The sequence below is a fragment of the Cupriavidus sp. DF5525 genome (genome assembly GCF_040149425.2).
Lineage (GTDB): Bacteria > Pseudomonadota > Gammaproteobacteria > Burkholderiales > Burkholderiaceae > Cupriavidus > Cupriavidus pickettii_A.
In genome coordinates, this window is sequence record NZ_CP168267.1 from 505,233 (window position 1) to 525,740 (window position 20,508).

Annotated in this window: 19 protein-coding genes and 5 pseudogenes; 10 read left to right on the top strand and 14 right to left on the bottom strand. The window is 63.0% G+C overall.

All coding sequences use genetic code 11. The features are described from left to right. Positions 1 to 23 precede the first annotated feature (23 nt). The 5 genes from ABNX08_RS36745 to ABNX08_RS36765 are packed head-to-tail and all read left to right on the top strand — an operon-like array spanning position 24 to position 5,052. Positions 24 to 1,208, top strand: coding sequence for an acetyl-CoA C-acyltransferase (locus ABNX08_RS36745; protein WP_349604802.1), 1,185 nt, complete (start codon positions 24 to 26; stop codon positions 1,206 to 1,208). 12 nt (positions 1,209 to 1,220) lie between these two features. Next, positions 1,221 to 1,991, top strand: a complete 771-nt coding sequence (locus ABNX08_RS36750; RefSeq protein ID WP_349604800.1) for an enoyl-CoA hydratase/isomerase family protein — start codon at positions 1,221 to 1,223, stop codon at positions 1,989 to 1,991. Between the two features lie 24 nt (positions 1,992 to 2,015). Beyond that, a complete protein-coding gene (locus tag ABNX08_RS36755; RefSeq protein WP_349604798.1) occupies positions 2,016 to 3,155 on the top strand; it encodes an acyl-CoA dehydrogenase family protein in 1,140 nt (379 codons plus the stop codon). Then, entirely contained in the window at positions 3,152 to 4,264 is a 1,113-nt protein-coding gene (locus ABNX08_RS36760) for an acyl-CoA dehydrogenase family protein (protein ID WP_349604796.1), read from the top strand. Before ABNX08_RS36755 ends, ABNX08_RS36760 begins: the two co-directional genes overlap by 4 nt. A gap of 17 nt (positions 4,265 to 4,281) precedes the next feature. Next, on the top strand, positions 4,282 to 5,052 hold the full coding sequence (locus ABNX08_RS36765; RefSeq protein WP_349604794.1) for an SDR family NAD(P)-dependent oxidoreductase: 771 nt from the start codon (positions 4,282 to 4,284) through the stop codon (positions 5,050 to 5,052). Between the two features lie 228 nt (positions 5,053 to 5,280). Here the strand turns inward: ABNX08_RS36765 and ABNX08_RS36770 are convergent, their stop codons facing one another. From ABNX08_RS36770 to ABNX08_RS36795, 6 genes are all read right to left on the bottom strand, one after another. Next, positions 5,281 to 6,204: a LysR family transcriptional regulator gene (locus ABNX08_RS36770; RefSeq protein WP_349604793.1), complete on the bottom strand. Its 924-nt coding sequence runs from the start codon at positions 6,202 to 6,204 to the stop codon at positions 5,281 to 5,283. Between the two features lie 93 nt (positions 6,205 to 6,297). Next, positions 6,298 to 7,443: a CaiB/BaiF CoA-transferase family protein gene (locus ABNX08_RS36775; RefSeq protein ID WP_349604791.1), complete on the bottom strand. Its 1,146-nt coding sequence runs from the start codon at positions 7,441 to 7,443 to the stop codon at positions 6,298 to 6,300. Positions 7,444 to 7,489: 46 nt separating this feature from the next. After that, on the bottom strand, positions 7,490 to 8,461 hold the full coding sequence (locus ABNX08_RS36780) for a tripartite tricarboxylate transporter substrate binding protein (RefSeq protein ID WP_349604790.1): 972 nt from the start codon (positions 8,459 to 8,461) through the stop codon (positions 7,490 to 7,492). A gap of 67 nt (positions 8,462 to 8,528) precedes the next feature. Next, positions 8,529 to 9,311, bottom strand: a complete 783-nt coding sequence (locus ABNX08_RS36785) for a crotonase/enoyl-CoA hydratase family protein (RefSeq protein WP_349604789.1) — start codon at positions 9,309 to 9,311, stop codon at positions 8,529 to 8,531. A gap of 153 nt (positions 9,312 to 9,464) precedes the next feature. Then, the gene (locus ABNX08_RS36790; RefSeq protein WP_349604788.1) at positions 9,465 to 10,205 is read right to left on the bottom strand and encodes an IclR family transcriptional regulator; all 741 of its coding nucleotides are present in this window, start codon (positions 10,203 to 10,205) and stop codon (positions 9,465 to 9,467) included. Between the two features lie 77 nt (positions 10,206 to 10,282). Beyond that, positions 10,283 to 10,636: a CoA transferase gene (locus ABNX08_RS36795; RefSeq protein WP_349604787.1), complete on the bottom strand. Its 354-nt coding sequence runs from the start codon at positions 10,634 to 10,636 to the stop codon at positions 10,283 to 10,285. Between the two features lie 95 nt (positions 10,637 to 10,731). Here ABNX08_RS36795 and ABNX08_RS36800 point away from each other — a divergent pair. Next, a pseudogene (locus ABNX08_RS36800) lies at positions 10,732 to 10,980 on the top strand (H-NS family nucleoid-associated regulatory protein). Positions 10,981 to 11,102: 122 nt separating this feature from the next. Then, complete coding sequence (locus ABNX08_RS36805) at positions 11,103 to 11,603, top strand: hypothetical protein (protein WP_349604785.1); 501 nt, start codon at positions 11,103 to 11,105, stop codon at positions 11,601 to 11,603. A gap of 600 nt (positions 11,604 to 12,203) precedes the next feature. Here the strand turns inward: ABNX08_RS36805 and ABNX08_RS36810 are convergent. The 5 genes and pseudogenes from ABNX08_RS36810 to ABNX08_RS36830 form a co-directional block, all read right to left on the bottom strand. Beyond that, a pseudogene (locus tag ABNX08_RS36810) lies at positions 12,204 to 12,386 on the bottom strand (IS6 family transposase); the annotation flags it as partial. 119 nt (positions 12,387 to 12,505) lie between these two features. After that, positions 12,506 to 14,152 carry a group II intron reverse transcriptase/maturase gene (gene ltrA, locus ABNX08_RS36815; RefSeq protein WP_349604783.1) on the bottom strand — a complete coding sequence of 549 codons (1,647 nt, stop codon included), beginning with the start codon at positions 14,150 to 14,152 and terminating at the stop codon, positions 12,506 to 12,508. Between the two features lie 541 nt (positions 14,153 to 14,693). Continuing rightward, positions 14,694 to 15,257 (bottom strand): annotated as a pseudogene (locus ABNX08_RS36820) (IS6 family transposase); the annotation flags it as partial. A gap of 40 nt (positions 15,258 to 15,297) precedes the next feature. Beyond that, entirely contained in the window at positions 15,298 to 15,570 is a 273-nt protein-coding gene (locus tag ABNX08_RS36825; RefSeq protein ID WP_349604780.1) for a hypothetical protein, read from the bottom strand. 210 nt (positions 15,571 to 15,780) lie between these two features. Next, positions 15,781 to 16,005, bottom strand: coding sequence for a DUF2188 domain-containing protein (locus ABNX08_RS36830; protein WP_349604779.1), 225 nt, complete (start codon positions 16,003 to 16,005; stop codon positions 15,781 to 15,783). A 242-nt stretch (positions 16,006 to 16,247) separates the two neighbouring features. Between ABNX08_RS36830 and ABNX08_RS36835 the strand changes: the two are divergent. Further along, a pseudogene (locus ABNX08_RS36835) lies at positions 16,248 to 16,736 on the top strand (autotransporter domain-containing protein); the annotation flags it as partial. Between the two features lie 290 nt (positions 16,737 to 17,026). Continuing rightward, positions 17,027 to 18,022, top strand: a complete 996-nt coding sequence (locus ABNX08_RS36840) for an ADP-ribosylglycohydrolase family protein (protein WP_349604778.1) — start codon at positions 17,027 to 17,029, stop codon at positions 18,020 to 18,022. A gap of 52 nt (positions 18,023 to 18,074) precedes the next feature. Here the strand turns inward: ABNX08_RS36840 and ABNX08_RS36845 are convergent, their stop codons facing one another. Both ABNX08_RS36845 and ABNX08_RS36850 read right to left on the bottom strand, forming a co-directional pair. Then, entirely contained in the window at positions 18,075 to 18,230 is a 156-nt protein-coding gene (locus ABNX08_RS36845) for a hypothetical protein (protein WP_349604776.1), read from the bottom strand. Positions 18,231 to 18,421: 191 nt separating this feature from the next. Further along, on the bottom strand, positions 18,422 to 18,913 hold the full coding sequence (locus ABNX08_RS36850) for a hypothetical protein (protein WP_349604774.1): 492 nt from the start codon (positions 18,911 to 18,913) through the stop codon (positions 18,422 to 18,424). Between the two features lie 521 nt (positions 18,914 to 19,434). On the opposite strand from ABNX08_RS36850, the pseudogene ABNX08_RS36855 reads away from it, so the two are divergent. Then, positions 19,435 to 20,161, top strand: a pseudogene (locus tag ABNX08_RS36855) (IS6 family transposase). A 56-nt stretch (positions 20,162 to 20,217) separates the two neighbouring features. Here ABNX08_RS36855 and ABNX08_RS36860 read toward each other — a convergent pair. Beyond that, positions 20,218 to 20,478, bottom strand: a complete 261-nt coding sequence (locus tag ABNX08_RS36860) for a hypothetical protein (RefSeq protein ID WP_374063722.1) — start codon at positions 20,476 to 20,478, stop codon at positions 20,218 to 20,220. Positions 20,479 to 20,508: the final 30 nt, after the last annotated feature.

A 20,508-nucleotide genomic window follows, 5' to 3' on the forward strand; every position in this document is an offset into this window, starting at 1 on the left:
TACCTGATTTGCCGAAACCTGACATGCAGAAAACTGATTCCATCGTGATCGTCGGCGCCAAGCGCACGCCGATTGGCGCATTCAACGGCGCGCTGGCCCAGCATACGGCGCCGCAACTGGGCGCGGTGGCGATTCGCGCCGCCGTGGCCGAGGCGGGCGTCGACCCGGCATCGGTCGATGAAGCCATCATCGGCTGCTGCCTGTTCGCCGGCCTGGGCCAGGCGCCGGCGCGGCAGGCCGTGCTGGGTGCGGGCCTGCCGGTGTCCACACCGGCCACCACGCTGAGCAAGATGTGCGGCTCCGGCATGAAGGCCGTGATGCTGACGCACGACCTGCTGCTGGCCGGCACCTGCTCGGTGGCCGTGGCGGGCGGCATGGAGTCCATGACCAATGCCCCCTACATCGTGCCGCGCGGACGCTCTGGCTACCGCCTCGGCCACGGCCAGTTCCTGGACCATATGTACTGCGACGGCCTGGAGGATGCGTACGAAGGCCACCTGATGGGCTATTACGCCGACCTGTCCGCGCAGGAGCGCGGCATCGGCCGCGAGGCGCAGGACGCCTATGCGCGCGAGAGCCTGCTGCGTTCGCAGCGTGCGGTGCAGGAAGGGACGTTCGACGACGAGATCGCGCCGGTGACGCTCAGGCGCAAGGGTGCCGAGACACTGTTGGTCCGGGACGAAACGCCAGGCCAGTGCGATGCCGGCAAGCTGCCGAAGCTCAAGCCCGTGTTCCGGCAGGACGGCACCGTGACCGCCGGCAATGCGTCGTCGATCTCGGACGGCGCCGCCGCGCTGGTGCTGATGCGCGAGAGCGATGCGCGATGCCAGGGCCTGGTGCCGCTGGCGCGCATCGTCGGCCACGCCACGCATGCCCAGGCGCCGCAGCATTTCGTGGACGCGCCCGCTGCCGCGATCCGCCGCGTGCTGGACAAGGCCGGCTGGACGGCGCGGGATGTCGATCTCTACGAGGTCAACGAAGCCTTCGCGGTGGTCACGCTGGTGACGCTGCAGGAGCTGGGTATCGCGCATGACCGGCTCAATCTCAACGGCGGCGCCTGCGCGCTGGGGCATCCGGTTGGCGCCACCGGGGCGCGACTGCTGGTCACGCTGATCCACGCGCTCCGACAGCGCGGGCTGCGTCGCGGCATGGCCAGCCTGTGCCTGGGCGGCGGCGAAGCCACGGCCGTCGCGATCGAGCTGTGCTGAGGGAGGCTAGCGATGAGCCATCTGCATGAACTTCGTGGCGCCGTCGGCTGGCTGACCCTGGACCGACCCTCCGCGATGAACAGTCTGAGTCGCGAGTTGATGCGCGGGCTCGACGCGCAACTGCGGTGCTGGCGCGACGATCCCGCCGTGCGCGCGGTCGTGCTGACCGCCAATGGCCGCGCCTTCTGCGCCGGCGCCGACCTGAAGGAAGTCTCGGCGCCGGTGGCCCCCGGCGAGCCGGATTTCATCGACGTGGCGACGGCGTTTTTCTCTACGCTGCGTGCTTTCCCGAAGCCGGTGATCGCCGCCGTCAACGGCCTGGCGGTGGCGGGTGGACTGGAACTGGTGTTGGCCTGCGACCTGGTGGTGGCGGCCGAATCGGCGCGCCTGGGCGATGCCCATGCCAACTTCGGCGTGTTTCCCGGCGCCGGCGGCGCGGCCGTGCTGCCGCGCAAGGTGCCGGCCAACGTGGCCCGTTATCTGTTGTTCACCGGCCGTACCTTTACGGCGGCACAAATGGAGCGCTACGGCCTGGTCAACGAAGTGGTACCCGACGACGAACTGGCCGGCCACGTCCAGGCGCTCGCCGAAGAACTGGCCGCGCGCAGCCCGCTGGTGCTGGCCCGCATGAAGCGCGTGGCGGCCGAAGCCGCCGACAAATCGGTGGCCGACGCCTTGCGCCATGAACTGCTGGAGTTCCGCGACCACCAGCGCTCGTACGACATGCAAGAGGGATTGTGCGCCTTCGCAGAGAAGCGCGCGCCTGTATTCAAGGGGTGCTGAGCCCCAATCATCTGAAGGACAACCATGGACCTGCTCTATTCCGAGCAACATAAGGCGTTCCGGCAGGAAATCCGCGACTTTATCGCCGCCAACCTGCCCGACGACATGCGCCAGCGCCTGCGCGCGGGTGGCTTTGCCTCCAAGGCCGACACCGAACTCTGGCAGCGCCGGCTGAATACGCGCGGCTGGGGCGCACCGGCTTGGCCGAAGGCCTTTGGCGGTGCCGGCTGGGATGCGGCCGAGCAGCAGATCTTCGCCGACGAATGCGCCTGCGCGCCGGCGCCGCCGCCGCATATCTTCAATATCACGATGCTGGGCCCGGTGCTGGTCCACTTCGGCAGCGACGCGCAGCGCGAATATTTCCTGCCGAAGCTGCTGAATGCCGATATCCAGGTCTGCCAGGGCTTCTCGGAACCGGGTGCCGGTTCGGACCTGGCCTCGCTGAAGACCCGCGCCGAGCGCACGGCTGACGGCTACCTGGTCAACGGCCAGAAGATCTGGACCAGCCAGGCGCACTACTCGGACTGGATCTTCTGCCTGGTGCGCACCGACCCGGGGGCGGCCAAGCCGCAGGCCGGCATCTCCTTCATCCTGATCGACCTGAAGTCGCCGGGCATCACCGTTCGGCCCATCATCAGCATCGACGGAAGGCACAGCCTGAACGAAGTGTTCTTCGACAACGTGCTGGTGCCGGCGCAGAACCTGGTGGGCGAGGAAAACAAGGGCTGGGACTACGCCAAGTTCCTGCTTGGGCATGAGCGCGCCTACATTGCCGGCATCGGCCGCAGCAAGGAGCGCGTGGCCTATGCCAAAGACCTGCTTGCGCGACTGGAGACTGAAGGCCGGCCCGCCGACACGCTGGCGCCCTGGCGCGGACGCATTGCGATGATCGAGGCCGATCTGCACGCGCTGGAGGTCACCCAGTTCCGCATGCACGGCGGCCACGCCGACATGAAGCTGTCGCCGATGCTCAAGGCGCGCGGCAGCGAGATCTTCCAGGCCATTACGGAGGTGATCTGCGGCATGCGCGGCACCGATGCGCTGCGCGCGGATACTGGAACGCTCACCAAATCCTACCTGTACTCGCGCGCTGTCTCGATCTTCGGCGGCAGCACCGAGGTGCAGAAGAACATTCTTTCGGCCACTGTCCTGGACCTGCGATGAACCTGCAACTGAACGACGTCCAGCAACAGCTGCTGGATAGCCTGTCGCGGCTGCTGGGCCGCGAGTACAACTTTGAGAAACGCCAGCAGTACGTGGTGCACGACGACGGACACAGCGCGCAGGTATGGAGCGCGCTGGCCGAGCTCGGCGTGCTCGGCGCGGCGGTCCCCGAGGAATTCGGCGGCTTCGGCGGCAATGCCGTCGACCAGATGGTGATTTCCCAGGAACTGGGCCGCGCGCTGTCGCTGGAGCCTTACCACAGCACGGCGGTGACGGCGGCCGCGGCCCTTGCGGCCGCTGGTTCGCCTGCGCAGAAGGCCCGCTTGTTGCCGCGCATCGCCCAGGGCGAGATGAAGCTGGCATGGGCGCATGGCGAAGCCTTGACCGAACGCGTCTCCGTGCAGGCCGCTTCCGGAGCGGGCGGCTGGGCGCTTTTCGGCAGCAAGCCCTGCGTGGTGCATGGCGCGGCCAGCCACTATCTGCTCGTCAGTGCGCAGGTGCCGGGAAGCGGGGTACGGCTGTTCCTGGTGGATGGAAACAGTGTCGGCGTGCAGCGCGAAGGCTACCGGCTGATCGACGGCACACCGGCCGCTGACGTGCGGCTCGACGGCGCACAGGCCGAACTGCTGGATGGCGATGCGAATGGCACCGCGCTGCGGCGCGTCGTTGAGGTCGGCATCAACGCCGCCTGCGCCGAGATGGTCGGGGTCATGCAGGGCGCCTGCGACCTCACGGTGGACTACCTCAAGACGCGCAAGCAGTTCGGCAAGCTGATCGGCGCCAACCAGGCATTGCAGCATCGCGCTGTGGACATGCTGGTGGCGCTGGAGCAGAGCCGCAGCCTGTCGCTCTCGCTGGCCCTGGCGCTGGCCGGCCGCAATGACCTGGCTGCCGGGGCGGACCAGGTGCATGCCGCCAAGGTGTACATCGGCCGGGCGGCGCGCCAGGTCACGCAGGAGGCCATCCAGATGCACGGCGGCATCGGCATGACCGAGGAATATGCCGTCGGGCATTACCTGCGCCGCGTGCTGGTGCTGGACCTGCTGCACGGCGACACGCAGTACCACCTGGGCTGCCTGGAAGGCCGCCAGTACCACCAAACCCGTTGAAAATCGAGGAGAACACCATGTCGGATCTTATGTCCCTGCAAGGGAAAGTCATCATCGTCACCGGCGCCGCACAGGGCGTCGGCAAGTCCACGGCGGAACTCGCGCTGAAACTGGGCGCAAAGCTCGGCCTGGTCGATATGAAGGGCGAAGCGCTGCAGGAAATCACCGCACGCTATCCGGACCAGACGGTTGCCTATACCGGCAGCGTGTCGGACGCCGACTTCGTCGCGTCGTCGATGGAGCACGCGTTGTCGCACTTCGGCAAGGTGGACGGGCTGGTCAACTGCGCCGGCATCGTGCGCGCGGCGATGATCGAGAACATGACGCTGCAGACCTGGAACCAAGTCATCGATTGTCATCTGACGGGCTCCTTTCTGTGGCTGCAGGCGGTAGGGGCGCACCTCGTCGAGCGCGCCAAGAAGGGCGAACAGGTCCAGGGCTCCATCGTCAATATCTCATCCGAGGCCGGCCGCCGTGGCTCGATCGGCCAGATCAACTATTCCAGCGCCAAGGCCGGCATGCTGGGCATGACGATGAGCGCCGCGCGTGAGTGGGGCAAGTACGGGGTGCGCACCAACTCGGTCTGCCTGGGCGTGGTGGAAACGCCGATGACGGAGACCATCCGTGGCGACCGCTTCCGTGACGGCATCCTGTCGATGATCCCGATGGGCCGCTGGGCGCAGCCGGAAGAGGTGGCGCAGCCGATCTGCTTCCTGCTGTCCGACGCGGCGTCGTACATCCTGGGCCAGCACATCGGCGTGAACGGCGGGTATCACCTGGCGAGCTGAGGTGCAGGGTCGGGCTGCTGACACAGCACACTGCGCGTGTTGTCTTCTCTCTCCCATTCATGGGTGAGGGGTGAGGGCGGGGGCCTCTACGAAGCGAGGCGTTGCGATGCTTGCCATGCGCCTGCCCTCACCTCCGGCCTCTCTCCCACAGGCGGGAGAGGGGAGCAAACCAGTGGTACGGTCGCTTTGTCAGCAGTCAGGGGCCGCGTTGCGGCCCCTGTCCTCGAATCAGTCCGCTGCCTGCGCCGCTGTTCCGGGCGCATCGGGCATGATCTCGCGCGCGATGGCAACGAAGTTGCGGGTGGTGGCGTTGACCGTTTCAGGAAGCGTCACCAGCGCAATGCCCAGATCCATCTTGGGTGGCATCCCAGTCAGGCGAATCAGCTTCACGCCATCGCCCGCCTGTCGGGAGGCCGTGGCCGGCACCAGCGCCACGCCCAGGCCGCTTTCCACCAGTGCCAGGATGGATGGCACTTGCACCGCTTCCTGGGCAACCGGGGGGTGGATGCCGGCTTCGTGGAAGGCCATCATCGTCATCGCGTGCATGGCGGGTACGAAAGTTCGCGAATACACGATGAATGGCGTGGCGCCAAGCTCCGTCAGGTCCACGGACTCGCGCACGGCCAGCGGCGAATCGGCGCTGACGGCTAGCACCATCGGATCGGGCTGCAGCAGCAACACGCTGGCGCTGGTCCGTTCCAGGATCGGGTAGCGCACCAGCGCCACATCTAGCGAATGTTCCTCCAGCCGCCGCAACAGCTCGACCGTGGTGGATTCCTCGATCACCAGGTCGACACGCGGATACTGCAGGCGAAACGTGCGGATCAGCCGCGGCATCAGCGAGTACACCGCGGACCCGACGAAGCCCACGCGCAGCTTGCCTTGCTCACCACGCTCGCCCTCGCTGGCGGCACGGCGGATCTCGTCGGCGAAGAACAGCGTGTTGCGCATCTGGCGCAGCACGATCTCGCCCACTGGCGTCAGGCGCAGGCCGGACGGCAGCCGCTCGAACAAGGTCACCCCCAGTTCTTCTTCCAGCTTGCGGATAGCGGTGGACAGGGGCGGCTGCGCCATGTGCAACCGCTCGGCGGCGCGGTGGAAATTGAGCGTTTCGCTCAGCACCAGCGCCTGCTTGATCTGACGGAGGTCCATGCGGATAAGACGGTCGTCGCGGCACCATCGCCGCGCGGCAGACTATGCGCGAAGCGGGAACAATGCGCAATCGGGCATTGTCCCGTGCGCCATTCAGGCGCCGGTGGCGCCGAGCGTGCGCACCTGGTCGATTTTCTCCTGCGGCAGCCAGCCGGCCAGCACCTCGCCATAGCGGCGCGCGTCCGGCGCGCTCGGCGGGGCGGGCGGGGCGCTCTGTGTACGGCTGAAGCGCGGGGCAGGGGCGGGCTGGGGAATGCCGTCCACCTCGACGAAGGTCTCGCGCGCCTTCAGGTGGGCGTGTTGCGGCGCCTCCTCGAAATTCAGCACGGGCGCAAAGCAGGCGTCGGTGCCTTCGAGCGACCGGCACCACTCGTCACGGGTGCGAGTGCGGAAGACATGCGCCAGGCGTTCGCGAGCGGGTTCCCAGTTGCCTGCATCCAACTGCTCACCGAGGCTGGCGGGATCGATGCCGATCCTCGCCAGCAGGTCGCGGTAGAAGCGCGCCTCGATCGGTCCCACCGAGATCCAGCGGCCGTCCTGGCACTGGTAGACGTTGTAGTAATGGGCGCCGGAGTCGAGCACATTGGTACCGCGCTCCTGTCGCCACTGGCCGGCAGCCGTCATGCCATAGAAGACAGTTCCGAGTGCCGCGGCGCCGTCGACGATAGCGGCATCGACTACCTGTCCCTGTCCCGACTTGCCGGCTTCGATCAGCGCCGCGAGGACGCCCGTGACCAAAAACATGGCCCCGCCGGCGAAGTCACCAAGGTACGCCGGCGGAATCGCGGGCGGCTGGTGACGTCCGCCGATGGCGTTCAGCGCCCCCGTCAGTGAGATGTAGTTGATATCGTGGCCGGCGGTGTGGGCCAGCGGGCCGGTCTGGCCCCATCCCGTGACCCTGCCGTAGACCAGGCGCGGGTTGCGCGCCATGCAGTCATGTGGGCCCAGGCCCAGGCGTTCCGTGACGCCGGGTCGGAAGCCTTCGATCAGTGCGTCCGCATTCTCCACCAGATCCAGCACAATGGCCACGGCTTGCGGATCTTTCAGGTCGAGCGCGATCAACTTGCGGTTGCGCAGCATCAGGTCAAAGCGGCGCTCGCGCCTGACGCCCAGGTCGGCCTCGCCGGGGCGCTCGATGCGCAGCACCTCGGCGCCCATGTCGGCGAGCAGCATGCCCGCCATGGGGCCGGGGCCGATGCCGGCCAGCTCAATGATTTTCATGCCTGCGAGGGGGCCCATCGTTGTCCTCATACTCTTGTCGTACTGAGTTTGCGCCTGTACGGCGTTATTCGACGGGAATTCCGGCCGTCTTGACGATTTCACGTGTTCGCTGGATCTCCGCGAGCTGGAACTGCCGCAGCTGCTGCGGTCCGCCGGAAAACACGCTGCCGCCCAGGTTCTCGATGAACTTCACGCTGTCGCGTTGCTGCATGGTCTCACGCACCGCGTCGGAGAGAGCCTTGACGATTCTTTCGGGGACCTTCGCCGGCGCGAAGACACCGGTCCAGGCGAATACCTCGAAGCCGGACGCGCCGCTTTCGGCGACGGTGGGCACCTGCGGGAGTTCCTTCAGTCGCCGCGTGTCGGTGACGGCCAGCGCACGCAGGCGACCGGCACGGATCAGCGGCAGGACCGAGCTGATCTCGCCGATCGAGTAGTCGACGTTGCCAGCGGCCACGTCTGTCATGGCCGGGGCCGTGCCCTTGTAGGTGATCGGGTTGCCCTTGATGCGGAAGCGTTCATGAAAGAGTTCCACGGCCACCTGGTAGCCGGCGCTGCCACTGGCGTAGTTGAGCCTGCCGGGTGCCTTGCGGGCCGCCTCGACGAGGTTGTCGAGGGTCTTGTAGGGAGAGCTGGCCGGAACCACCACCACCATGGCAAAGCGCGCGATGCGCTCCACCGGCACGAAGTCCTTGACCGGGTCGTAGGGCATGCTCCGGAACACCGCCACATTGGTCACCATCGACGAGTTGCTGCCGACGAACAGGGTGTAGCCGTCCGGCGCGGCTTCGGCCACAGCGCGCGCGCCGATGAAGCTGTTCGCCCCTGGGCGGTTCTCCACTACGAAGGGCTGTTTGAACTTTTCGCTCAGGTGTTGGGAGATGAAGCGTGCCGTGGTGTCAGCGCCGCTGCCCGGCGGCAGCGAGACAATGACCTTGACCGGCCGGTTCGGAAAATCGGACTGCGCCGCGGCCGGCAGCCCGGTCAGCGCCAGCGATGCCGCGAGCAGGCAATGCTTCAAGGGGTGGAATGCCATGTCGTCTCCTTGCTGTCTTTCGCCCGGCCGGGCCAAGTGCCGCGGCCGGGGTACCGCCATCGTCCGGTCAGACGCGCCGCTCGAGGAAGGCGTCCAGCGCGGCGTCGTGTTCGGGCGTGTTGTGGGCCAGCGCCTGGAAGCCCGCCGACATCTCCATGATGGTGTCCAATCGTGCATGGACGGACTCGCGCAGCAGGCGCTTGGTCATGCGCAGCGCATGGCCGGAGTTGCGCGCGATGCGCTGGCCCAGCTCCATGGCTGTCGGGAGCAGGGCGTCGGGGGCCACCACTTGCGACACGAGGCCCCATTCGAGCGCCTGGCGTGCGTCGATGGCGTCACCGGTAAAGGCCAGCTCGCAGGCGCGCGACATGCCCACCGCCTGGGGCAGCAGCCATGCACCGCCGTCACCCGGGATCAGCCCGAGCTTGACGAAGGTGGCGGCAAACGTCGCGTGCTCGGACGCGATGCGGATATCGCAGGTACAGGCGAGGTCATTGCCGGCGCCCAGGGCGGGGCCGTTGACCGCGGCGATGGTCGGCACCTCGAGGTCGCACATGGCCAGCGGCACGCGCTGGATGCCGTCGCGATAGCCATAGCGGCTCAGCACGGGCTGGACCAGCCCGCTGCCGAGCTTGCTGCGCAGCGTTTTCAGGTTGCCGCCGGAAGAGAAGGTCGGCCCCGCGCCGGTGAGGATGACGGCGCGCACCGTCAGGTCCCGGTTGATGGTCTCGCACATCTGCACCAGGGCCTCGATGGCGTCGTCGTCCGAGATCGCGTTGCGCGTCTCGGGGCGGTTCATGGTGACGATGGCGACAGCGCCTTCGCGCTGGATATCCAGAAAGCTGCTCATGTCTAGGTCGAATAGAAGGACAGGGGGAGCCGGCGCGAAAACGTGCACGGCGATTTCCATTCGATGCTACGGACTGAGCGGCGCTGTGAAAAATACTTTCGGTATGTCGCGCAATACATCGGCTGTATCGCGCCATGGCACCGGGCGCGGCAGCTATGCCTTCTCCATCAGCGCATCACGCACCTCAATCAGCGCGGCCAGGTAGGCGTCGTGGTACTTCTTCATCCGATCCGCCGGGCCTGCCACGGAGATGCCCGCCGGTTGGCCGCCCAGCAGCCCGGTCACCGCCAGGCCATACACTCCCTCGCTGCCTTCTTCGCGCGCCTCATGCCAGCCACGCTTGTGGCCACGGGAAATCTGCGCCATCAGCGTGTCGACGTCGACAATGGTGTGTTGCGTGAGCGGGCGCAGGTTGCTCCTGGCCAGTGCGGCGCGTGCTTCCTCGGGCGGCAGCAGGCTTAGCAGGCCCTTGCCCAGCGCGGACGCATGCAGGGCGGCCCGCGAACCGACTTCGATGATGTAGCGCAGTGGCAGGCGGCTGGGCTGGGCGGCGACGACCTTGACCGCGGCGGTATCGAGCACGCCGAAGAAGACGCTTTCGTTTGTCTTTTCCCCTACCTGTTCCACGGCTTCCTGCGCGACGGTGCTGAGCGGATCGTTCTCTGCGATTTGGCGCGCGACCTCGAACAGGCGTCCGGTGGGGTAGAAGCGCCGGCTGCGGGTGGTGCGCATCAGGTAGCCGAGCGAATGCAGCGTATGCAGCAGGTCGGAGGTGCTGCTCTCTGGCAGGGAGAGCAGGCGCGCCATGTCGGAATTGGACAGCTCGCGCCGTTCGCGGGCGAAAACTTCGAAGACCGCCATGGCGCGGCCGGCGGCTGGGATCAGGGTAGGCATGGATTGGCAGGTGGAAATTCGGATACCGGCAGTACTATACGAAATTTCGTAAAGCACCGGAAGCCTGCCGTGCAGTGCTACCGCACCACGCCGCCCTGCCGCAAGCGGCGGATGTCTTCCCCGGCATAGCCCGCCGAGCTCAGCACCTCATCGGTATGCTCGCCGAGCAGCGGCGCCCGCCGGTGCACTCCGCCCGGGGTTTCGCTTAGCTTGATCGGCACGCCGGCGATCCGCACAGCCCTGGCCGAGCCCGGTTGCTCGACTTCCACCAGCACCTCGCGCACTGCGTAGTGCGGATCGGCGAAAATCTCGGTTGAGGTATAGACCGGCCCGAACGGCACTTTGCCGCCCAGCGCTGCCGCGATTTCCGCCTTGCTTCGCACCGCGGTAAAGGCCTCGATCGCATCGATGACCTGCTGCTGGCGCTGCACCGGGCGGCATTGGTGGCAAAGGCTTCGTCGGTGGCAGGGCGCGGCTACGGCCGCCTCCAACCCGGATGACGGCAGCGATAGCAGTGACGACAACGATGACAGCCAACCATGAGCGGGCGGCGGCGATCCGCTGGATCCAGGACCAGATGGCCGACTATGGGCTGACGATGGACGAGTTAAAGGCGGCGGGGTGCTTCGACCCACCTCCACCCCCACCCCCTCCGCCGCCGGTCTGATACCGGAACGCCAAGGGAGTGAGTTGGGACGGGCAGGGCGAGATGCCCGATTGGCTGCGGCGGGCGGTCAATGCAGGGCAATCGGTGGAGTTTTTCCGGGTCGGATAGGGGCTCAGGGTTATCCCTGCTTCAACAGCGGGCCGGTCTCGGGCCGTACCCCTTGTGATAGCGGATTCCCCTATCTTGGCCTGGCCCCAGTCTGGGTCCACCAGGTTGACGATTGGCAGGTCGTGAAATGGCGCAAACTGCATGAGACCGCGCAGCATCAAGGCGCCGCCGCGCTGTGCCTGATCTTGCGCCTATCCTGGGCCGCGCCTAGATTTAGCGCATGGGGGGCAGTCCTCGGGCTGGCGTGGACAAAGGAAATCGTGAGCGCGGAAATTGCGGTGGTACTCGGGCTTGTGGTCTACAAGCTCGCCTGCCTGGCGGTTGGCACGCTGTTCGCTTGGCTCGGGTATCGCCTTTTCATGGCCGGAATCTGGGGGGCCGCCGGAAACCTGGAGGCCAATTTCAAGGATTGGAGACTGATGCTCAAGAGTGCGGCACCCGGAACCTTCTTTGTTGTCCTTGGCGCGGTCGTCATCCTCTACGCAGTATTTACCGGACTGAAACTTGGCGCCACCAAGAACATTGGCGCCGTGGAACGCGTCGTCCCATTCGACAAGGCGCCGTCTCTGCCTAAGCAAGGCAACGGCCAGGAAGCCGCGCCGGCCAAACCGGCGCGGCAATGACTTCAACGCAAGGCAGAGGGCGGACGGAGAAAGGGAATTGCCGTGAGAGTCGTCCCGAAAACTTCCTATTGCGGGGTTGCGTGCGGCCTCGTCCTGTGCGCGATGCCGGTGGTAGGGCGAGCCGATCTGAATGATTCCAACTTCGTCGCAGCCACGCAAGCGTATGACATGCGAGACTGCGAGGGCACACTCAAATACTTGGCGATTTACCGACAAAGAGATGCGGCGTTTCTGGCCAGCAACCCACAGATTGATGTACGAATTCGTCAGACGGAAAGGTTCTGCGCCGAGCACCTCCGAGGGCTTCGCACCCCTTCGGAGAGCGTGACCGTCGGTGGTCAGGGCGCACCACCTCTATTTCCTGTGTTCGGCTCGTCGCTGCCCGAAGTTACTGGGGCACCGCCGCCGGTAACGCCCCCTGGCCCGCCATCCAGGCTGCCGCCGCCTCCGCCCCTTGGCCCGGCACCTTCAAAGCCTTGATTGGATCGAGCGAGCGTGATCCGCGCGCGAAAGGCGGGAAGGGGGCGGAGCCTTGCTGGAAGCGGCTCTCCAGTTGATTGCCGCCACTTTTCGCGGGCCGGACCTTGGGGGCGCTGTGCCTTATGCAGCCAGGGAATAGAACTGCTGCGCAGCCGACGGATTGCTCCCATCGTGGCACTGCATCTGGCCCTTGGCGATCATATGCGTGAGCTCGATGCCGGCCAGCAAGATGCGCGCGCAGCGGAAGTCCTTGAAGCCAAGCATTGGTCGAGTCTGGCGCTTGATGGCCCGATGGTCCTGGTCGGGTAGCCGTACCGCATTGCTGCGGTACGGCCCCCTAAGAACCGTACGTGCGCCTTTAGGAGCATACGGCTCAAGCCTCTACAAAGGCATCTGTCGACACCCGGTGGCACAACTTCTTTTCAGGCGTATTGCGGAGTTCTACGGCAATTGAGATGGTGCACTTGAAGGTTGCTTGCTGCATCCGTCCCGCCGTCAGTTTGCTTCACAATATGCGAAACATCCCAGCGGGTGTTCATTGTGATGGGCTGCTGACAGTTGGAACACATGCCATCTTGCCTTAGCCAGACACGGTACAGCTTACCGTGCCCTCGCGCCGAGTTCAGCATCTTCTGGCCCCATCGGGATTCGAAGTACGGCGCCCAGTGCGGATCGTGCGGATTGGCGCTCGCCTTGATCTTGACATGCCGTTTGATTGGCGTGTCCGATACCTTCAGCAAGGTGACCTCTCTTGTCGTGCCATCCTCTTTTTTTTCTGTGGCGGCAAATACCCAGTCCCGGAGACCTTTGGTTTTGAAGTATTTCGTTTTTATCCATCGGGCGCCTTTGTTAGGGTGCCTTCTTGCCGCCCATCGCCATAGCATTGACCAGACCTCGTGATCAACCCGATCGAAGGTTTTCTTGGCGACTACATGGCTGTGATAATTCGCCCATCCTCGTAAAACAGGATTGAGCAGCCTTATCAGGCTCGCCTGTTTAGCCGTCTTGTCGGCCTTGATGATTTCACGAATTTTGTCAAGATGCGCCTTGACGTTCGCTTTCGACGGTTTCATCAGTAGCTTGCCGTTGTACTTGCGAATGTTCCATCCGAGAAAATCAAACCCCTCCTTGATGTGCGTTATCCTGGTTTTTTCTGGGGATAAGACCAGCCCGCGTTCCGCCAGAAATTCAGCTACTGCCGGCCTGACTTCATGTTCCAGCCACTCTTTCGAGTGGCCGGTAATAATGAAATCGTCCGCGTAACGCACCATGTTAATTTTCAGTCCTCTCTGCCTGGCTCGCGGAAATTTTTCCGCTAGCCTAGCTTCGAGGCCATCGAGCGTCATGTTGGCTGCCACCGGTGAAATGATTCCCCCTTGCGGGGTGCCGGCGTCAGTGGGGAAGAGTTCGTTTTGATACACGTAGCCCGCTTTGAGCCACTTCTTTAGGATCACCTTGTCCGTGGGGAGATTGGCGATCATCCAGTCGTGGGAAATTTTGTCGAAACAGCCTTGAATGTCAGCCTCCAGCACCCATTCCGCACTCGCCTTTTTCGCCAGAGAAATGAAGCATTGTCCTCCAGCGTCAGCAGTTGAGCGTTCCGGCCTGAACCCATAAGAGTTCAGGTCCGCAGTGGTTTCCGCAACGGGTTCCAGCGCCAGCAGATGTAGCGCCTGCATGGCGCGGCATTTCATCACGGGGATGCCGAGGGGCCTCGTCTTGCCGTTTTTCTTCAGAATAAAAACCCTCCGAAGCGGAAGGGGCGAATAACCCCGCCTCTTCAACGACGCAATCGCGTTGGCCTTTGCCGCCGGTGTTTTCCACGTTACCTTGTCCACACCGGGGGTGTTCCTGCCTTTGTTTTCAGTCACCCGCTTGACGGCTAATGCACGGCCGCTGAACGAGTGGGTCAGCAGCCATTGCAGGGCTTTCACCCTGTTATGGCGGCCGGCCTGTACCGCCTTCACCATACGCGACTGCAGCCTTCTTACCTGACGTTGAACATCGGCCCAATTGATGCCGTCCCACGCCACGCCAGAAGGTGCACGCGCCCGTGTTGCTGCACTCATTTGCTTTCCTTCCGTATAGATGATTCTGCAAACTCTCTGGTGAGGAGAGACCATGAGGAAGTCTGCCCGCTTTCGCGTCGGGTGATGTTGCAACCCGTATCCCGTCCATTACAGTCGGGCATTCGCTTTTTCCCCGATCCTGTGCCCGCACCGCCATGGGCAGGCCTCGCAGCCTGCTGTCCCCGAAGGGAGCGATCCGGGGTTTCCACGTTCCGCTTACGGAAGTACGTCGGGTTAGGTGCCTGCTCTGGGCCGGAAGGTATATGGGTCACGAACGCGTAATCGAGAAACGCTGTTCCCACCTCCAGTACCGTTTGGTTCGAGCGCAATAGCCATTTCCGCTCGTTCAACATAACGACCCTGTTGCAGATTCAAATGTTTTCACCATACCGACTATCTGGCACTCATCCGGCTTATGGCTGCCAGAAGGGTACGCCTCTCGCGATTGATACCCCGCGCCTTGCGGCGCTTCGTTACGTTGTCAGAGCCGCTCTTGATTCAGGCTCCTGGATTCACCGGGTGACACCGGTGGTTCACTCCTTCTATACGGCGAGAAGGGCGAACAACTTCTGTAAGCGACTTCGTGTCGCACCTCGACGATGTTGTTCAGATATTTGACCTGTCGAATGGCGATGGGAGCTTCCTGCTCGGCGTTGATGTCGCGCAGGGCCGCCAGGTTGGCCGGGCTGCCGTCGATGGTCACTGAGTCGGGCTGGCCGTTGTGCGCGATGGCCTTCTCGAAAAAGCGCCGCGCCGCAGCCTTGTCGCGCTGGGCACGCAACAGGAAGTCGATGGTATGGCCCGCCTTGTCGACCGCCCGGTACAGGTACTTCCACTGACCGCGTACCAGGATGTAGGTCTCGTCCATGCGCCAGCTTTTTCCCACCGGGCGCTTGCGAGAGCGAAAGATCTTGTTCAGCGCCGGCAGCAATTTCAGCGCCCAGCGGTGCACGGTCGAATGGTCAACCGAGATGCCACGCTCGGCCATCATTTGCTCGAGATGACGCAGGCTTAGCGGGTAGGCCACATACCACCGCACGCAGGTCAGCATCACGTCCAGCGGGTAGTGCAGACGCTTCAATACCTTCGCAACTTCCAAGTTCATGACCGCTGCCAACACTTGCTGAGTTCGACACCGGCCCATTCTACCGGAGGCTTATTGCGACAGAGCCGGCGATGGCATGCACGATAAGCGCGCGGTGCATGATGAGTTTCTTGAGGCTGTCGCGCATGTTGGCCAGCATCTTCTCGGCAGTGTCACTGTCGATACGATCCCTCTTCAACTGCGCAGTCCGCAGTTCCTGCGCAGCGATGCGTTTCCCCAAACGCTCGATGGCCAGATCCGTTTCGTCCAGATCCTTAAGATCCTCCTCTATGCTGCGCGTGACCTCTAATCCGGGTTGCATGATGATCTCCATGCTGGTGCCTATGCCTCTGTCATAGGTCAGGTGCGAAGGCGCAGGTTATTGGGCGGGATCCTACAAAGGCTCAGTATTGCGTCAGCGTGCGATGACCGGTGCATCAATCAGGAATCTCGCGCGGATCGCTCACGTGTATCTCCTTAACCTCATCGTCGACGCCCTGTCTTGGACAGGCTGAGCGTAGGCTGGTGCCGGCCGGCCACAGCATCACTCCTGTACTCCGAGCGGATCCTTAGCGAGGCCGCTGCGCAAGCGAACCGTTCCGTCTTGACGGTATATGTGCAGCTCGGCGTTTTCGCGCTTCGCTCGGTGCCATCCGGCAGCTATTGCAGCCTCAAGGGATGAATAGATCTGGAGCCTTTCCGTAGGACCTTCTATTTCGAGTGCCCAGCCATAATAAGCAGGCACAATGCGAACGATTCGCGTACGCATCTGCAAGACTCCTTGGCACCCGAGAAAAAAGGCGCCCGCTGTTTAGAGCGGGCGTCACGAACGCCGAACAAGTGAACGCATTTGACTTGTCTTATATTGTCTTATGTGTCTGGCGGCGGATAAGCCCACTTAAGTGGGGCGTCGCGCAAATGCATCACTCCTTGATCTTGCGCGGACCCTTACTGAAGAAATTTCACATGCTGATGTGGCCGTCGTGGGCATAAACGAGAAGATCGACCTTCTCCTTTGCCCGCTTGGTCCGGGCGGCGATCGCTTCTTCCTCGGGAAGTGTATCGGTGGAGGCGGGACTGCCGCTTACTCTATCGCCGACGGTGACCGCCGAGCCGCAAGTGCAGGTGGTGTGGCAGCACCTGTCGGTCAATGACCTGACCGATCAGGCTTCCACGGTCGCGTTCGACAACGCCAACAGCACGCTGATGCGCGCCGGCGTGCGGGTGCAGAAGGTGATCCCATACCAGGGCGCAACCTGGCAGCCGTACTTCCGCGCGGATGTCATGCACATGTTCGACAGCACCGGTCAGACCATCTTTGCCGGCACCACCACCGTGCCGACCGGGCAAGACTACACCGCCGCGCGCTTCGAGTTCGGCGTCGTCGGCAAGTCGGGGCGGCATGGCAGCGTCTATGCCACGGCGGGATATCTGACCAGCCTGGGCGGGCCGCCGCGCGAAGGCTGGTTCGGCAACCTCGGCGTGCGTTGGTCGTGGTAGTGCTGGGCTCAACGATGTTCAGCCTAGCGATATGAAGCCTGGGTAGAAGCGCCGGCCTACTGGAGGGTCGGCCGAGATTCGCAAATATCTGAAGCTTCAGATATTTGCGAATCCCGGTCAACCCTCTAAACGGATCGCCGCGCCAACCGTTGTGTATGTCCCAATGGTCGGAACAGTGGCACTGGAACTGTTCCAATAGTCATTGGTGAGTACCGGGCTGATCGGTACCATTGACACCATTGGTCGCACCAGTTGCTTCCATTGGCGGACAACCAACCGGGGAGAGCGATTTGACGGAGAAAAACAATGGATTCGCATTACTATTGAAGGCCCATGCGTCCAGTCCAGTGATCGGCGGACTGGTCGGACTGCTGATTGGCGATGCACTCGGCGTGCCATACGAGTTTCATACCCCCGAAGACTTGCCAAGCCAGAAGCAGATCGAAATGCAGCCACCGGTTGGCTTCAGACCGGCGCATGCCGGAGTGCTGCCCGGAACATGGTCCGATGATGGTGCCCAAGCCCTGTGTCTGCTTGCCAGCCTGTTGGAACAGGGCAAGTTCTCACTGACGGACTTCGCCGCCCGGTTGCTGCAATGGCTGGACGATGGCTACATGGCTGTCGATGGCGATGTCTTTGACTGTGGTATCCAGACTGCCGAGGCGTTGGGCTACCTTCGCGAAGGTGTCTCGCCGCACGAATCGGGTGGGACCGATGAACGCAGCAACGGCAATGGTTCCCTTATGCGGGTTCTGCCGTTGGCCCTGTGGCATACCGGCAGCGACGAACAGCTTGTCAAGGACGCACACCTTCAGTCCTTGCCAACCCATGCACATCCCCGTTCATTGGGGGCTTGTGCGTTCTACGTTCTGGTCGCGAGAGGCTATCTGCGGAAGCTGGACGAACCGTGGAGATGGGCTGACAGTCGTCTGGCCGACATCTACGAAGACTGGCCCGAACATCGGGAACGGAAGGCGCTTCTCGCCGAACTGGACGTGCTGCGCAGCTTTCCGACGACCGACAAGCCAAGCGGGACCGGATACGTACCGGACTGCCTATGGTCGGCGCGTCGGGCACTAGAAGAAGCGTCGTTCGAAGATGTTGTTCGGACTGCGATCCTCTTCGGTCATGACACGGACACCACTGCTTGTATTGCAGGCGGACTGGCGGGCGTCAAGTTCGGTCTGGCCGGTATTCCGGCGCGCTGGCTGGAACAACTGCGAGGGTTCGACATCGTGGAATCGTTGATCTTCCGATTCGATTCAACGAGGTCAAAAGCAGGCTGACCCATCATGGCGGCTAACTGTGATGTAATAGGCATAGTGCACCGCGCAACTATTAGAACAGGCGGCGCAGCAGATCGGTGGCAGTCTGCACCACTTGCACCACCGCATCGCCGACGCCCATCTCCATGCCCATCGCTTTGGCTGACGCATAGATGACAGCCGTGAGCAGTGCCAACACCATCAAGCCCATCTTGAAATTGTCATCCACCGCGCCCCCTTGCGTTCAGTCAAACTCGGGTCCGCAATTGGCAAAGGCGCTGAACAGCGGCGGCACAGTTGCACAAGCTGGACCACGTCCCATTTCGTTATAGGGACAGTGCCAGAAGCAGATGTGCCATTCCGTGCGGTTTCTCTCTTACCTCATGACGCGAAGGAAGCGTCGGCAGCGTAACCAAGCAACTACAGCAGTTGCAACCCCACACCACCCAAGCCGATTTTGGGAATCGGCACCCCTTTGCCTTTCTGTAACAGGACATGCTGCACGACGCGATCACGATGCAGAGCGAATGTCGCGGGGTCCAAGCGCAAGGCCGTACGTGCATAGTGCTCCGTCATCAGCTTGTAGACGCGATGGCGAAGCTGTAGGTTTTCGATCTTCGCTTCCAGCCTGCTGCCCTGATCAGCGTTCTCGTTTTCAAGCTGGCGAAGATTGGTCACTGCCCGGGCGTGCGTATGGCGATAGCGGTCCAGATCGGCGTATGCCTTCCGCAGTTCTTCCTTTATTTCTCGCACTTGTTGGTGGAGTTTCAGATTGGCTCGCACGCCATGCTGGATGCGGGTGGCTTCCCCGAGTGCGAGGTCTGCCGCCGCAATGGTGTCCTTCCACCCCATGCATTGGTCAAGGCTTTGCAGGTGCGGCCACGCTGTCCATGGCTCGTTGTTGTTCTTCATGCTGCTCCCCCGTCAACTGTCGGCTTCCTTGGCCGTCAGCGGTGCTTTGCCGCCAACGTGACCAAGGACCCTCGCGCTACTTCCCCCGTAACCCTTCGTGTATGAGTTTCACAGCATCTAAATCCAATTAAAGTATGGAACTAGATACATGGCAGCCTTTCTGCCACCCCTGGAACGTGAGGAAGCTGCTACTCAGGTTGTCGTGAAATGCATCCATATTCAAGCCACGTCGCTTGCATCGTATTATCCTGATTGAGGCAAAGGAATCCTCCGAATGGATGGCGCGTCGGACCATTCTTCAACCCTGCTAGTATTGCGCCCGGAGTTCTTGGCCTCATAGAGTAGGGCGTCGGCGGCAGCGAACAGGGATTTCTCGGTGACGGTCTTCCCTGCCGTCGCGAAATTTATAACCAACACACCAAAACTGGCTGTCGCAGTGATGCTTCGGGCAGTGTCGTCAATTGCCGGACTCCCCGCAATGGCGTTGTCACGTTGGTGAGGTAGTCGCGTAAGATGAGGCGATGAAGAAGAAATCGCTCTACCACGGGCACCGCTTCCCGGCGGCCGTCATCAGCTGCGTCGTGCGCTGGTATTACCGCTTCCACCTGAGCCTGCGCGACGTCGAGGAGCTGCTGTTTGAGCGCGGCGTGATCGTCAGCTACGAGACGATCCGCCGCTGGTGCTACAAGTTCGGCGCGGGCTTCGCGCATCGCGTCAAGGCTGCACGTCGCAAGCCAGGCAGCACGTGGCATCTGGATGAGATGTTCGTGTCGTTGCGCGGCGAGCCCTACCTGCTGTGGCGCGCGGTCGACGAACACGGCGCCGAGCTCGACATCCTGCTGCAAAAGCGGCGCGACAAGGCCGCGGCCAAACGCTTTTTTCCGCGTGTGCTGCGTTCCTGTCCGGCACCGCAAGATCGTCACTGACCAGCTGCGCAGCTACCCGGCCGCAAAGGAGGAGATTCCAGAGCTGGCAGGTGTCAAACATGTGTTCGTGAAGGCAGCCGCACGCGTGAACAATCGGGCCGAGAACAGCCACCAGCCAACCCGTGAACGCGAGCGGCGCATGCGCGGATTCCGCGACCCGAAGCGCACCCAGGCCTTCCTCTCAAGCTTCGGGCCGATCCGTCAGCATTTCGCCCTGTAGCGACATCTGCTGCGCGCTTCGCTTTACCGAAAACTCCTCACCGCCCGATTCTTGGCCTGGCGCGAATTTACCGAAGTCACTCAAAATCCGTCCCCCGCATGAGGCGGCAGTTCACGCCCTCCACGCATTGCGGCTTCGTTATGCCAACGTGACACCCATTAGCCGGCCGAAGTCAAGGTGCAAATCCTCCCCATCGCCAGATTGCCATGATGATGAAAATAACCATCATCATGGCAATCTGGCGAAATTCCTTCCATTATCCTGTCGCGGCTGCCTGCAGGGGCGGTATCGCATCCGTTTTCTCGCGGCTGGTTGCGAACCGGATCGCACCAGACACCCATCGGGATCAAGCGATCGGCGATGAATTGTCGATCACCCTGGCGGCGGTGCCGCCCCAGAGAAACGTTGGTGCCAGACAAGGTCCAATGGGTTTCAAAACCGTGGCTGTT

Excerpts from the sequence above, each read along its gene's own strand:
- ABNX08_RS36745 (WP_349604802.1), top strand. The coding sequence starts at position 24 with ATGCAGAAAACTGATTCCATCGTGATCGTCGGCGCCAAGCGCACGCCG.
- ABNX08_RS36750 (WP_349604800.1), top strand. The coding sequence starts at position 1,221 with ATGAGCCATCTGCATGAACTTCGTGGCGCCGTCGGCTGGCTGACCCTG.
- ABNX08_RS36755 (WP_349604798.1), top strand. The coding sequence starts at position 2,016 with ATGGACCTGCTCTATTCCGAGCAACATAAGGCGTTCCGGCAGGAAATC.
- ABNX08_RS36760 (WP_349604796.1), top strand. The coding sequence starts at position 3,152 with ATGAACCTGCAACTGAACGACGTCCAGCAACAGCTGCTGGATAGCCTG.
- ABNX08_RS36765 (WP_349604794.1), top strand. The coding sequence starts at position 4,282 with ATGTCGGATCTTATGTCCCTGCAAGGGAAAGTCATCATCGTCACCGGC.
- ABNX08_RS36770 (WP_349604793.1), bottom strand. The coding sequence starts at position 6,204 with ATGGACCTCCGTCAGATCAAGCAGGCGCTGGTGCTGAGCGAAACGCTC.
- ABNX08_RS36775 (WP_349604791.1), bottom strand. The coding sequence starts at position 7,443 with ATGGGCCCCCTCGCAGGCATGAAAATCATTGAGCTGGCCGGCATCGGC.
- ABNX08_RS36780 (WP_349604790.1), bottom strand. The coding sequence starts at position 8,461 with ATGGCATTCCACCCCTTGAAGCATTGCCTGCTCGCGGCATCGCTGGCG.
- ABNX08_RS36785 (WP_349604789.1), bottom strand. The coding sequence starts at position 9,311 with ATGAGCAGCTTTCTGGATATCCAGCGCGAAGGCGCTGTCGCCATCGTC.
- ABNX08_RS36790 (WP_349604788.1), bottom strand. The coding sequence starts at position 10,205 with ATGCCTACCCTGATCCCAGCCGCCGGCCGCGCCATGGCGGTCTTCGAA.
- ltrA (WP_349604783.1), bottom strand. The coding sequence starts at position 14,152 with ATGAGTGCAGCAACACGGGCGCGTGCACCTTCTGGCGTGGCGTGGGAC.
- ABNX08_RS36825 (WP_349604780.1), bottom strand. The coding sequence starts at position 15,570 with ATGGAGATCATCATGCAACCCGGATTAGAGGTCACGCGCAGCATAGAG.
- ABNX08_RS36830 (WP_349604779.1), bottom strand. The coding sequence starts at position 16,005 with ATGCGTACGCGAATCGTTCGCATTGTGCCTGCTTATTATGGCTGGGCA.
- ABNX08_RS36850 (WP_349604774.1), bottom strand. The coding sequence starts at position 18,913 with ATGAAGAACAACAACGAGCCATGGACAGCGTGGCCGCACCTGCAAAGC.